Consider the following 14,097-nt stretch of genomic DNA (forward strand, 5'->3'; position numbering starts at 1 on the left):
CTTTATAACCCTGTGGAGAGGTGGTGAATGTAAAATTGATTACTGCCATTTGTTTTTTATCGTTTAGCAGTGAGTAACGATATTAGTTACTGGCTGAACACCCTCAATATTTGTTCTAACAAATGTTCTAACAAATTTGTGGTTGAGGGTGGAGTTAGTAACCCAGTGGCGTTAATCTCAATTAAAAAAGTCAATACCACAATTGGACTTATCTCATTGAGCACCATTCAATTAGAAAATCACCAACCTTTAATATAACGGTTGGTGATTAGTAGGGGTGGAGCTGGAGGGATTTGAACCCTCGTCCAAACGTGGAACTAATGAGCTTTCTACATGCTTAGTTTCTACTTGGTTTTCGAGTTGAGACAGGCAAGAAACGACCAATCTCGACCTTATCCTCTAAGTTTCTCGGCGAGTCGCGAGGCTTTCGTCGCCATATTTCCGATTTAACTGCACCACCTGTTCGATCCGTCTCGGAAAAAGGACAATCGGGTGATGTCTCGTCTCTGCAACTGTTGCGGAGATAAAGCTAATCTACTGTACTTCGATTAAGCAGCGAGAGCGTAGTTGTTTTCGCCATTTGAAATTTTGATGTCCCTGATTTAAGAGCGTAGCCATCATTGCTCTGCATGCTTACTCACCACCTCTACACGCTGTCAAAACCGGTCAGCCCCGTAGGTTTCTGTAGTGAGGTAATCGCGCCTGACAGACAAGAAATCTCTATTTCATGCCGTGCGGTATGGCGCTATTAGTCTGCAAAGATAGCGCTAAATCGTAGATGATGCAAATAATCATTTGTTTTTAACTCTAATTAACTTTTGCGCGGGCGCAATTACCGTACTCCATTGACTCATATCTGTTGCGCCTACAATCCTTTCCGTGCAAGCCAGGCGAAGATGTAACGGTAGAGCGGTTCGCGCACATCCTTTGCCGAGAGGACGAGATCGTGCATTCCACCTTCGACTTTCGCGCAGGTCACGTCGGGACCCAGCTCCATGCCATATTTCTTTATGTCCTTGACATCGAGCACTCCGTCGGCGCGGTTGTGTTCGGGTGTCCAGTCCGAACCATCGACACTGGCGGAAGAATACAGCAGCAGGACGGGAATCCTGATGTCGGCCTTGCCGTTGCGCAGGGCTTTCTGTGCGCGGGTGATGGCGCGCACCCATCCGGCAGTCACGGGTGGCGACTGGATGAATTTCCAGTCCGTGCGATATGTCCACTCTCCGTGATACTGTTTGAGCAGGCTTTCGGCGTAGGCGGTCGACATTCCTTGGCTGATTTTGAAGCTTGGCCATATCTTCCCGAGGAGTGAGATTGCAGGAATCAGCCTCTCTTTCCAACCGAGGTTCCAATCGAGGAAGGGGCTGTTGAGGATTAGGGCCTTGATGGCTTCGGGGTGGCAGCGGCTTTCAAAGTAGGCCGATGTCAGTCCGCCGGTGGAGTGGCCGATGAGGATGATTTCGGTGATGCCCTGACGCTTCATGATGACGAGCGCGGAGTCGATGTCCTGGAAGTATGACGACATGTCGCGTATGTCAAACGGCTTGTCGCCCTTGACGAGTGAACGTCCGTAGCGGCGAAGGTCGACGGCATAGAAGTTGTAGCCGTGCTCGACGAAGCGGTCGCCCATCTCGGCTTGAAAGAAATAGTCGTTGAATCCGTGGACATAGAGCACGCCGCGGTTGACGGTCGTGCTGTCGATTCTCGGGGTGACGAGCTTGCGGATGACCGTCGAGATGACAGGCCCCGTGTAGTCGTCGGGTTGTTCGATATGGCGCATCTCGTAGCCGTCGCCGAGGATGTCGGGAACCCATCGGTCCGAAACCTGTCCGGAGAGCTGCAGTGTGATGCTAACGAGGATTAGTGCGAGAAGGGTGCGCAATGTATGTCTTTGCATAGGAGATTCTGTAAGTGTGTAGTGCATTCGGAGGCCGTCGGCATTTTTTCGAGGGATATTTCCTCTACCGGCTTGGTGGATACAAATTGCCGGCCCGGCGCCTGTCTGAGCAGGAGGCATCGGGCCGGTCAAAATTGTGGGGTTTGTGTGTATGAATTCTTACGGGGTTGACGGGTCGCTTGTCGGTTAGTTCGACGATTCAAGTTCCGGGGCGATGAGCTTGTAGCCCTTGCCGTGGATGTTGATGATCTCGATCGAGGGGTCGTCTTTGAGGTGCTTGCGGAGCTTGGTGATATAGACGTCCATCGAGCGGGCGTTGAAGTAATTGTCGTCGATCCAGATTGTCTTGAGCGCGAAATTGCGTTCGAGGATTTCGTTGACGTGGGCGCAGAGGAGGCTCAGGAGTTCCGATTCCTTGGTTGTGAGCTTGGTCACCTTGTCGTCGATAAGCAGCACCTGCTTCTGGGTATCGAAGGTGAACTTGCCGATCTTGTACATTGTGATTTCCTTGCCTTTCTTGCCCTTCACGCGGCGGAGGATGGCTTCGATACGGAACACGAGTTCCTCCATCGAGAACGGTTTGGTGATGTAGTCATCCGCACCGATTTTGAATCCTTCGAGAATGTCTTCCTTGAGCGATTTGGCTGTGAGGAAGATGATGGGCACTTCCGAGTTTACGGTTCTTATTTCCTGAGCGAGTGCGAAACCGTCTTTTTTGGGCATCATCACATCAAGGACGCAGAGATCATATTTCCCCTTGAGAAATGCTTTGTAGCCGCTTTCCCCGTCGGCGAAGAGATCGGCGTTGAAACCTTTGGCCTGAAGATACTCGCGGAGGAGCATACCGAGGTTCTCGTCGTCTTCGCAAAGTAGTATGCGCAAACGTTCTTCCATAGTTCTTTAGTTTTTAGTTATTGGTAATGTTATTATAAATTTTGTTCCTACATTAAGTTCGCTGTCGACACTAATTTCGCCTCCGAGTTCGCCCACCATTTTCTTGACGTAGGCCAGACCGAGGCCGAAGCCTTTCACGTCGTGGCGGTTGCCGGTGGAGACACGGTAGAACTTCTCGAAAATCTTTTTCAGGTCCTCGCGTTTCATGCCGATGCCGTTGTCGCCGATGGTGACGGCTATCTTCTCGACACCGTGGGCGCTGACGTTGCGTGTGCTCACCGTGAGCTTCAACGGTTCCTCCTCGCGGCGATACTTGACAGCATTGTCGAGAAGGTTGAAGATGACGTTGGTGAAGTGCATCTCGTCGACATTGACGGTAGAGTCTTCTGCATCAAGGACGGCCTCGATCTTTCCGCCATACTTCTCGACCTTAAGCTTGAAAGTCGAGGTGATGTTGGCGATGAGCACGTTGGCGTCTACATGCTGCAGGCGGAGGGTGGCTTTCTGACGTTCGAACATCGACATCTGAAGCACTTTCTCGACCTGGAAGCGCAGGCGCTTGGTTTCGTCGTTGATGACGGTCGATATGTGTGACAGCATGGCCGGTGATTTCAGGACTGCACCGTCGTTGAGCATCTGGGCTGCAAGCGAGATGGTCGAGATGGGGGTCTTGAATTCATGAGTCATGTTGTTGATGAAGTCATTTTTCATCTCTGTGAGCTTCTTCTGGCGGAAGGCGAGGATGATGGTGCAGAGGAAGGTCACGAGCAGGATGAAGGTGAAGATAAACGAGGGTATCATGAAGCGTATCGACCCGAAGATATAGTCGCTCTTGGTCGGGAAATAGACCTTCAGGTAATACATCTTGTTTTTCGGATCGTTGGGGAAGAGCGTCTGGATGAACATTGAGTTCTCGTCGCTCAGTGTCGGGTGATAACCTTCCGAGCGATAGACGATTCCGCCGACGCGGTTGACAACGGCGAATTCAAACGGCAGGGTCAATCCGTTGTTGTCGAGCTCCGAGCGTAGGTAGCTGCGCACTTCGGCTGAGTCGGCACGTTCGCTTATCGGGCGGTTGCTCGACTGGGTGATGATGCTGAAGATGACTTCGTCGAGCAGTCCCTTCTGATAGAGATACTTGCCGCGCATGATTTCGCGCATTGAGCTGTTGCTCTTGGGTTTGTCGACGCTTCCTTTGAGAGTTAGGTCGTAGTTGGTGCCGTCGGAGGTGGTGAAGTTGTAGTTCATGTCAACTGTTCCGTCGGCATTTGTGCGTGGGATGAACTGGGTGTCCATCGTGGCCATATCCTCTTCGAGAAAATGCTTTGTCTCGTCCTGCTCCAGCCGGGTGCTGACAGCGTAGAGAGAGCGTTTCACTCCCTCGGCAAACTGGTCGTCACGCATCTTCTTCATGTTGTTCATATACATTATCTGTATATAAAGCAGTCCTATGAATGTGAGTGCCATTATTATGGTAAGGAACCAGATAGTTGACTTTTTCATTCTCTCTTTTGTAAGTATATCGTGCGTCCCCTTTCAGGGGGTAGCGCCATGAACTTTGTGTGGATATTTAATATGTTAACAATTGCAATGTATAATTGTTGTAAAATTTTTCAAACAAGTTTCAATCGCGTTAACATTTTGCGTCAAAATTAACATAAAAATGTGAATAATCCAACGGGTTTTCCCACATAGTTGACATTATTATATTTAAAACCGTCCTTTTAACTATTTATAATACTTGAAGTTGTGATAATTTTAAGTAAAAAGCCCTGTAGTGGCGAAGACGAACCAAATTTTGTGGGTGAGCGTTGTTTTATATGGCGGCCGGGATGGAGGCGCCGACAATCCAACGCGTCTTTCCCGGCCAAACTGTGATAAACACATAAACTACTAAAAAACATAATACCAATTATGCAGACAATCATCAATCAGGAAATCCCCCAGTTTTCCGTCGAAGCATTTGTCGACGGTGATTTTAAAAAAGTGACCGATGCTGACCTCAAAGGCAAATGGTCAATCCTCTTCTTCTATCCTGCGGACTTTACTTTCGTATGTCCTACCGAATTGGTCGATATGGCCGAGAACTACGATAAGTTCAAGGAACTTGGAGCCGAGGTCTACAGTGTAAGCACCGACAGCCAGTTCACCCACAAGGCATGGCACGATGCCAGCGATTCAATTAAGAAGGTTAAATTCCCTATGCTGGCTGATAAGACCGGTGTTCTTTCGGAATATTTCGGAGTGCTGAACCCTGACGATTTCATGTCGTACAGAGGCACCTTCGTCATCAATCCCGAGGGTAAGATTAAGATTGCTGAGGTTCAGGACAACGGTATCGGCCGTAACGCCGAAGAGCTTCTCCGTAAGCTTGAGGCCGCACAGTTCGTAGCCCAGCACGGCGATCAGGTTTGCCCGGCCCGTTGGAAACCCGGTAAAGAAACCCTTAAGCCCGGTATTGATCTTGTAGGTAAGATCTAATTATATTGCTTGTAGATAAGATTTAATCATCTTGTCGGTAAGATCCAATCACAGGAATATTGGTTAGGGGATTGAATTAATCCCGCTCAAAAGATTATTGGCCAAGGAAGATGAGTCTTAGACTCATCTTCCTTGGCTTTTGGTGTTTTTTATCCGGACGTATTGTTGCAATCGCAATATAGTAGGGATGAGTGGTGGATATATGATGGGGTGTATAGATAGGGGAGTAGTATGATGGGTAGTATAGAGATGGTGCGGGGAGGGAGTGTGGTGAGGAGGTGGAGGTATGATGAGGAGAGGATGAGGAATGCGGGTTGGATAGGTAGATGAATAGGGTAGCGGGTGTCCGCAGGACACCGATTTTTCCGTAACCCGGTACATCGAGCGCAGCGAAGATGTGCCGGGAATGGAATAAAACAAGAGCGTTGATGTCCGGAGGACATCGATTTACGGCGCGAATCTTTTCAGACCGGTAAATCGGTGTCCTACGGACACCATTTTTATTAGCAGGCCATCTGCCCGGCACATCGTCGCTGCGCTCGATGTACCGGGTTACGGAGAAATCGGTGTCCTGCGGACACCCGCTGATATTTGCGGATCTCGTTCAGGGATATCGGTGTACATCGGAGCACATTGGAGCACCGCGGAGCTGTGACAGCTATTTGCATTGTATGTCTGTTCCTTCGGTTCGGGATATTCAAAATCATATCCTTCTGTTACTTCTGTATCCCTTTTGTTCTTTTGTATCTCTTCCCAGACAGATTATCTCTTCCCGGACAGGTTTTTCTCTTTTGTATCTCTTCTCAGGCAGTTGTTTCTGTATCCGCTCGCTCAGACATGATTTCCTCCGATTCGATGCGCTTGATGCGGCGGGGGGAGCGGGTGTTGATGATGAGGGGGACGGTCTCGACTTTCAGTGTGCTCGTGTCAAGTCCGAAAGCCTTCCCGGCGCTGAGCTCCATCTTGCGCAGGATTGCGTGGAGATTCATCAGTATCCGATCCGAGCCGTTGCATTGACTCGACGGCGAGAATATCCTGTGGATGATGATGAAGCGGAAATCACCGGCGATTCCATGTGACTGCAGTGACGGATAGGTGCTTGTCAGGTCAATCAGGCCCTCTCCGACCATATCCTCGATGGCCTGACGGAGATAGACACTTAGCTGAGGCTCCACTCTGAATCCAAGACGGAAATTGAGGCTCGTGAGCGTTCCGGGGATGATTATCTGACGCTCATATTCGAGAGTGTCGGGGCTATCGGTGAACTCCACACGCATGATCCAGTAGTGGTCGGAGCGTTTGGGCTGCTTGTTGATTATGGAGTAGATGAGCTTTGACTCGACCTCGTCGGCTTTCGGCGAACGGCTGAGATAGACAACGTTGGATGAATACTTCGGTATCTCACGGTCATTCTTGATGTCGGTGATGATGTCGGTGTATTGGCTGAATGGGCGGTATTCGATGAACTTGCGTCGTATGACTGTGGCTCTCCGCCATACGAGCATCACTGCACATACGAGTCCTGCAATAAGAAGCGTGAACCATCCGCCGTGGACAAACTTGAACATGTTGGCGACGAAAAACGCACCTTCAATCAGTGTGAAAGTCACCGTGAAGAGCCCGACTGTCCAGGGCTTTGCACCGCGATGGCGGAGATAGAGCGCAAGAAGCACCGTCGTCATGAGCATGGTGATTGTGATTGCCAGTCCGTAGGCAGCCTCCATGTGGCCGGAAGTGCGGAAAAGCAGGACGGTGAGCAGGCAGCCGATGTAGAGGAAACAGTTGACCATCGGGATATAGAGCTGTCCTTTGAGTGTCGATGGGTACTTGATGCGCAGTCGTGGCCAGAAATCAAGGCTCATGGCCTCGCTGAAAATCGTGAACGAACCGCTCAGCAGCGCTTGGCTTGCAATGATTGCCGCTCCGGTACTCATAACGATTCCCGCTGGGAGGAACCATCCGGGCATCACTCCGTAGAATGGGTTGACAGTGTCGGAAAAGCTGCTGCCTTGTGCGATTATCCATGCTCCCTGTCCGAGATAGTTGAGGATGAGCATGAGTTTCACGAACAGCCAACTGTAGGTGATGTTCAGGCGGCCGCAGTGACCCATGTCCGAATAAAGGGCCTCGGCTCCGGTGGTGCAGAGGAAGACTGCGCCGAGTATGAGGAACCATCCGGGATAGTCGATGAGCAGGCGGACTGCATACCAGGGATTGAACGCTTTCATTATCGCCCAGTGGTCGGCAAGATGAGCGGTTCCGAGTATTCCGAGCATCAGGAACCATGCAAGCATGAATGGGCCGAAGAATTTTCCGATGGCCTTTGTGCCGAGTGGCTGGACAAGGAAGATTGCCGAGATGATGACCACCACAATCGGCAGGACGGGTGCCGTGGGGTTGAGGTCGCGGAGGCCTTCGATGGCAGAGGTGACGGTCATGGCCGGTGTTATCACTCCGTCGGCGATGAGTGCGCTTGCACCGATTGCGGCGAGGACATAAATCCAATGCTTTTTCAGGCCTTTGATGAGGGAGTAGAGGGCAAGGATGCCACCTTCGCCCTTGTTGTCGGCCCGCAGTGCGATGACGACGTATTTAAGCGTTGTCTGCAAGGTGAGTGTCCATATCACGCATGACACGGCTCCGATGACATAGTCGGGGTCAAATTGAGGGTTCACACCAATTATGGCCTTCATCACATAGAGTGGTGAGGTGCCGATGTCGCCGAATACGATGCCTATGGTCACAAGGAGGGCCGCCATTGTGACTTTGTGGATATGGGGTGACGAAGTTTGTGCTGATGACTGCATAATGATGGTGAATAATCGGTAAATTATCCTTATATAACCATCGGCTTGCATGATTTGTTCTGGTCTGCTCCTTGGAGTGGAGATTTTCGCTGTCGGTTCTGATTTCTGGCATGGTGAGGAGGGTTTGGAGGGTGAATGATTTCAGATTGTTTTCAAGGGGAATTGGGGGATTGTGTTGATGTTGCAAAGTTACGGCGTGAAAGTCGCGAAATGGTGCGATAATGCAAACGCCATCTTAAAATTTTTGAAATGAGAAAACTGTCTGTTGGAGATTACGGTATATTTTCGTAATTTTGTAAGTTATGAATTTCCAGTTATCTTCACAATATAAACCGACGGGCGACCAGCCGCAGGCCATCGAGCAGCTTGTGGCCGGTATCCGTGCCGGGGAGAAGGCGCAGACCCTCCTCGGTGTCACCGGTTCGGGTAAGACCTTCACGATGGCCAATGTCATCCAACAGGTCGAGAAGCCCACTCTCATCCTAAGCCACAACAAGACCCTCGCGGCACAGCTCTACAGCGAGTTCAAGGGATTTTTCCCGAACAATTCGGTGCAGTATTTCGTGTCGTACTATGACTATTATCAGCCGGAAGCCTACATCCCGACCGTCGACAAGTACATCGAGAAGGATCTCATGATTAACGATGAGATTGAGAAACTCCGTCTTGCCACAGTCTCTGCCCTGCTCTCCGGACGCAAGGATGTCGTGGTTGTCTCTTCGGTTTCCTGTCTCTACGGTATGGGTAATCCGGAGGATTTCGACAGCAATGTCGTCACGGTGAAAGTCGGTCAGAAGATAACCCGCAATAAATTTCTGCGTTCGCTCGTGGGGTCGCTCTATTCCCGCAATGAGATGGAGCTTTCCCGAGGCACTTTCCGTGTCAAGGGGGACACGGTCGACATTCGTCTGGCCTACGAGGAAATCATTGTGCGCGTCACCTTCTGGGGCGACGAGATAGAGTCGATCAAGACCCTTCATCCATCCGACAACACATCGCTCGGCACCCACGACATTTTCCAGATTTATCCCGCCAATCTCTTCGTGACCTCCCCCGAACGCATGGGCTCGGCCATCGGTCAGATTGAACTTGACCTCGGCGAGCAGTACAACTATTTCATGCGCGAGGCCAAGGAACTGGAGGCCAAGCGACTGCTCGAACGTGTCACCTACGATGTCGAGATGCTTCGCGAGGTTGGTCATTGCTCCGGCATCGAGAACTACAGCCGTTATTTCGACGGACGTCAGCCCGGTATGCGCCCCTTCTGCCTTCTCGACTATTTCCCGAAAGACTTCCTCACGATTATTGACGAGAGCCATGTGACGCTCCCGCAGTGCCGTGCGATGTATGGCGGCGACCTCTCGCGCAAGATGAACCTTGTGGAGTATGGTTTCCGTCTTCCTGCCGCTCTTGACAATCGCCCGCTTAAATTCGAGGAATTCGAGAGGTTGACACCCCAGGTGCTCTACGTCAGCGCCACTCCTGCTGATTACGAACTGGAGAAATGCGAGGGTGTGGTGGTTGAGCAGATTATCCGCCCGACCGGCTTGCTCGACCCGATAATTGAGGTGCGTCCGTCGCTCAATCAGATTGACGACCTGTTGCATGAAATCAACGAGCGCATCGAGCGCGACGAGCGTGTGCTCGTCACCACCCTCACCAAGCGCATGGCCGAGGAACTCAACGACTATCTGACCCGTCTGCGCATCAAGACTGCATACATCCACAGCGATGTCGATACCCTCGACCGCATCAAGATTCTCGACGGTCTGCGCGCCGGAGAGTTTGACGTGCTTGTGGGTGTCAATCTTCTTCGTGAAGGTCTTGATTTGCCGGAAGTTTCGCTTGTTGCCATCCTTGATGCCGACAAGGAGGGATTCCTGCGTTCGCACCGTTCGCTGACGCAGACAGTCGGTCGTGCGGCCCGAAATCTCAACGGAACGGTCATCATGTATGCCGACAAGATTACCGACTCCATGCAGCAGACCATCGACGAGACTGCACGTCGCCGAGCCGTACAGCTTGCCTACAATGAGGAACACGGCATTACGCCTCAGGCTATCATCAAGGCCCGCAATTCAATCATCGGACTCGAAACAGAGGACGAGACAGCCGACAATCTCAAGGCTGCACGTTCGCGCGCCGCCTCCCCGTCGCGACAGCCGAAGACCGGGCGCTCCTCTGCCCCTGTGCCCTACGCGGAGGAATACAGTACGAAGGTCAACCTTGCTGCCGATCCCGTCATGCCATATCTGTCGGCCGATGCGCTCCAGAAGCTCATCACCAAACGCCGCGTGGAGATGGTCGATGCCGCAAAGCGCATGGATTTCATCGAGGCCGCCCGTATGCGCGACGAAATCCTTGCCATGGAGGAGCAGTTGGCGAAAATGCCGGCGGAGTAAACAAAATATCCTGTCATGAATCAATCGAAAAAACATATATCAAACTCAACTCGCGCGCATCAGCCGAAAGCGGTTTCAGAGCAGAAACCGAAATCGGCTCCGCAGCAGCAATCAGCATCTTCCCAACTGGTATATCCCCCTCTCGACCGCTACCTCCCGACGAGCGTGAAGGAGATGAAAGCCCTCGGGTGGGACCATGTGGATGTGGTGCTTTTCACCGGCGATGCCTACGTCGACCATCCTTCGTTCGGAGCGGCGGTGCTTGGTCGTGTCCTTCAGGATGCGGGCTACAATGTGGCAATCGTGCCGCAGCCCAACTGGCAGGACGATTTACGTGATTTCAAGAAATTCGGTGCGCCGAGGTTGTTTTTCGGTGTGTCGGCCGGTGCGATGGACTCGATGGTCAACCACTACACTGCGGCGCGTCGCCGTCGCAGCGATGATGCCTATACCCCCGGTGGCCGTCACGGTGCGCGTCCCGACTATCCTACGATTGTCTATTCAAAAATATTGCGTGAGCTTTTCCCCGACACTCCTATCATAGCCGGTGGAATCGAGGCTTCGATGCGGCGTCTGAGCCACTATGACTATTGGCAGGACAAGCTGCGCCCGTCGATTCTCGCTGATTGCGAGGCCGACATGATAAGCTATGGCATGGGTGAGAAATTCATTCTCGACATCGCGCGCAGGCTTGATGCAGGCGAGCATATCGCTTCGCTCCGCGACCTTCCGCAGACGGTCGTGAGGATTCCGGAGGCGGATTTCAATGCGGGGGAGAATGACATTGTGCTCCATTCCTTTGCCGACTGTCTGCGCGACAAGCGTCTTCAAGCCGAGAATTTCAAACACATAGAGCAGCAGAGCAACGCCATGCACGGCAAGACTCTCTGGCAACTCCACAATGGTTTCTGGGTGAAGGTCAACCCAATGTATCCTCCGATGACGACCGGTGAGATTGATGCTTCATTTGACCTCCCGTATACCCGTCTTCCTCACCCACGCTACAAGGATAAGCGCATTCCCGCCTACGAGATGATACGCCATTCGGTCAATATCCACCGTGGCTGTTTCGGGGGCTGTTCGTTCTGCACCATCTCTGCCCATCAGGGAAAATTCATCGCCTCGCGCAGCAAGGAATCCGTGCTCCGTGAGGTCCGTCAAGTCACACAGATGCCCGATTTCAAAGGCTATCTCAGTGACATCGGAGGCCCGAGTGCCAACATGTACCGCATGGGGGGAAAGAACCTTTCGGTATGTGAGAAGTGTCTGAAACCATCATGTCTGCATCCGAAGGTCTGTCCGAATCTCAACACCGACCACCGTCCGATTCTTGAACTGTATCATGCCATAGATGCCGTCCCCGGGATTAAGAAATCCTTCATCGGCAGTGGTGTGCGTTACGACCTCTCCATGCACCGCACCGGCGACAGCCGGATTGATGCGGCCAACCGGCAGTATAATGAGGAGCTGATTACCTCTCATGTGTCCGGACGGTTGAAGGTAGCCCCGGAGCATACTTCGGACACGGTCTTGAACATGATGCGCAAGCCATCATTTCAGCTCTACCATGAGTTCAACCGTTTCTTCGATACCGTCAACTCGCGCCACGGTCTGAAACAGCAACTCATACCTTATTTTATATCCTCCCATCCCGCCTGTCATGAGGTGGACATGGCCGAGCTTGCGGCGGAGACCAAGGAACTGAACCTGCATCTCGAACAGGTGCAGGATTTTACCCCTACGCCCATGACCCTCTCGACGGAGATATACTACACCGGCTACCATCCCTACACCGGCGAAAAGATCTTCACCGCAACTACCCCTGAAGAGAAACTCGCCCAGCGCAAATATTTCTTCTGGTATGACCGCGCCTACCGCCCCGACATCACCCGTTCCCTCCAGCGCCTCCACCGCCCGGATATTCTCAACAAATTGTTCGGGAATACCATCGGGCGCCCGGCATGGACCCCGGACCATTCAGGAAAATCCGGCAAGGATTCCAATTCCCGCAAAAACATAAAAGATACTTCCCATAAAAACTCAAAATCAGCCCCCAAAGGCCCCCGCCGCTGATGAAGGTTTGCCTTGCTTATTAGCCTTATCAGGCCTATTGGGCCTATTTGACTTATAAATTTCAATAAGTCCAATAGGCCCAATAGGCCTGATAAGTCAAATAAGCCCGATAGGGCTCTGGGCTGCTGAGGCTGATAGTGGCTGAGGCTGATGCTTGCCTCAAAAACTTCAAAAACTAAATCGCAAGCTTGAAGATTGCCTCTGTTGCGGTGGAGTCAAGCTGGATATAGCCTCCGATTTTCGGGCCTTTGTTTTCGTGGAGTTTCTTGACGAGAAGCTCGATGTCGGGGTTCTCGATGCCGAGTTCTTTCATGGTCACAGGAAGACCAATTGAGCGGAAGAAGTCGCGCAGACGGCTTATGCCTTCTGTCGCTGCCTTCATTTCATCGCTTTCAGTCACATCGAAGACACGACGTGCGAACTGAGCGACTTTTGCGGCCTTGATTTCAGCAACGTAGGTCATCCATGCGGGTGTGATGACTGCAAGTCCGGCTCCGTGGGTGACATTGTAGAGCGCACTCAGCTCATGTTCGATGAAGTGTGATGCCCAGTCCTCCTGTCGGCCACAGCCGCAGATGCCGTTGTGGGCGAGGGTTCCGCTCCACATGATGTTGGCACGGGCGTCGTAGTTCTCAGGCTCAGCGATTACCTTTGGAGCCTCCTCTATGATTGCTTTGAGCAATCCTTCGCAGAGACGGTCGGTCACCTCCACCTGTTCGGTGGGTGAGAAATAGCGCTCCATGATGTGGACCATCATGTCGGCGATGCCGCTTGCGGTCTGATAGGGCGGAAGAGTGAAAGTGAGTTCGGGATTGAGGCAGGCGAACTTCGGACGAAGTTCCGTGTCGGTGCGGAGCGAGAGTTTGCGCAGGCCGTCGAGTTTGGTAATGACAGAGTTGCCGCTGCCTTCACTTCCGGCAGCAGGGATGGTGAGAATCACGCCGAGGGGCAGAGCTTCGCTGACTGTCGCTTTGCCGCAATAGAAGTCCCAGAAGTCGCCGGAGTAGGGGATGCCGCAGGCAATGGCCTTTGCGGTATCGATTACGGAACCGCCGCCGACGGCGATGATTGCATCGACGTTCTCTTTTCGTCCGAGCTCGATTCCCTCATATACTTTGTCGTCGGTAGGATTCGGCTTTACACCGCCAAGTTCAATGTGGGGGAGTCCGGCAGCATCGAGCGATTTTTTCACGCGGTCAAGAAGACCGCTGCGGATTGCAGACTGTCCGCCATAGACGAGCATGATGCGCTGCCATCCGGCAGCCTTGGCCAGCTCGGCAGCTTTCTCTTCGGTTCCTTTGCCGAAGACATAGCGGGTGGGAGTGCAGAAAGTGAAGTTGTTCATGGGGGAGTTTGGTTTTGAGTTTTTAGTTTTAGTTGTCAGTTTTTAGTTGTCAGTTTTTGAGTTTTTAGTTCTTATTAGGCTTATTGGGCCTATTTGACTTATTAGGCCCAATAAGCCCAATAGGTCAAATAAGGCTAATAAGCCTAATAGGCCCAACAAGCCTAATAAAAGCCTGATGGCTTTGTCCCTAAAAAA

General features: G+C 51.9%; 8 protein-coding genes and 1 other RNA gene. 3 read left to right on the plus strand and 6 right to left on the minus strand.

Features of this window, described 5'->3' with window-relative positions; translation table 11 throughout:
* Positions 1-275 precede the first annotated feature (275 nt).
* The 4 genes from ssrA to QZ310_RS10020 all read right to left on the minus strand — a co-directional run bounded on the left by ssrA (position 276) and on the right by QZ310_RS10020 (position 4,297).
* Positions 276-674, minus strand: a transfer-messenger RNA (tmRNA) gene (gene ssrA, locus QZ310_RS10005).
* A 191-nt stretch (positions 675-865) separates the two neighbouring features.
* On the minus strand, positions 866-1,900 hold the full coding sequence (locus QZ310_RS10010) for an alpha/beta hydrolase (protein WP_297072366.1): 1,035 nt from the start codon (positions 1,898-1,900) through the stop codon (positions 866-868).
* A 186-nt stretch (positions 1,901-2,086) separates the two neighbouring features.
* Positions 2,087-2,794, minus strand: coding sequence for a response regulator transcription factor (locus QZ310_RS10015; protein WP_297072367.1), 708 nt, complete (start codon positions 2,792-2,794; stop codon positions 2,087-2,089).
* A gap of 6 nt (positions 2,795-2,800) precedes the next feature.
* The gene (locus QZ310_RS10020; protein ID WP_297072368.1) at positions 2,801-4,297 is read right to left on the minus strand and encodes a HAMP domain-containing sensor histidine kinase; all 1,497 of its coding nucleotides are present in this window, start codon (positions 4,295-4,297) and stop codon (positions 2,801-2,803) included.
* Between the two features lie 411 nt (positions 4,298-4,708).
* Here QZ310_RS10020 and ahpC point away from each other — a divergent pair, with 411 nt between their 5' ends.
* Positions 4,709-5,275 (plus strand): alkyl hydroperoxide reductase subunit C, encoded by a 567-nt coding sequence (gene ahpC, locus QZ310_RS10025; RefSeq protein ID WP_297072369.1) that lies wholly within the window; start codon positions 4,709-4,711, stop codon positions 5,273-5,275.
* An 803-nt stretch (positions 5,276-6,078) separates the two neighbouring features.
* Here the strand turns inward: ahpC and QZ310_RS10030 are convergent.
* Complete coding sequence (locus QZ310_RS10030) at positions 6,079-8,082, minus strand: KUP/HAK/KT family potassium transporter (protein ID WP_297072370.1); 2,004 nt, start codon at positions 8,080-8,082, stop codon at positions 6,079-6,081.
* 302 nt (positions 8,083-8,384) lie between these two features.
* On the opposite strand from QZ310_RS10030, the gene uvrB reads away from it, so the two are divergent.
* Together uvrB and QZ310_RS10040 are read left to right on the plus strand one after the other, a co-directional pair.
* Positions 8,385-10,484 (plus strand): excinuclease ABC subunit UvrB, encoded by a 2,100-nt coding sequence (gene uvrB / locus QZ310_RS10035; RefSeq protein ID WP_297072371.1) that lies wholly within the window; start codon positions 8,385-8,387, stop codon positions 10,482-10,484.
* 15 nt (positions 10,485-10,499) lie between these two features.
* Positions 10,500-12,557: a YgiQ family radical SAM protein gene (locus tag QZ310_RS10040; protein ID WP_297072372.1), complete on the plus strand. Its 2,058-nt coding sequence runs from the start codon at positions 10,500-10,502 to the stop codon at positions 12,555-12,557.
* 175 nt (positions 12,558-12,732) lie between these two features.
* Here the strand turns inward: QZ310_RS10040 and QZ310_RS10045 are convergent, their stop codons facing one another.
* Positions 12,733-13,902, minus strand: a complete 1,170-nt coding sequence (locus QZ310_RS10045) for an iron-containing alcohol dehydrogenase (RefSeq protein ID WP_297072373.1) — start codon at positions 13,900-13,902, stop codon at positions 12,733-12,735.
* Positions 13,903-14,097 lie beyond the last annotated feature (195 nt).

It is taken from the genome of uncultured Duncaniella sp. (genome assembly GCF_910577345.1).
Lineage (GTDB): Bacteria > Bacteroidota > Bacteroidia > Bacteroidales > Muribaculaceae > Duncaniella.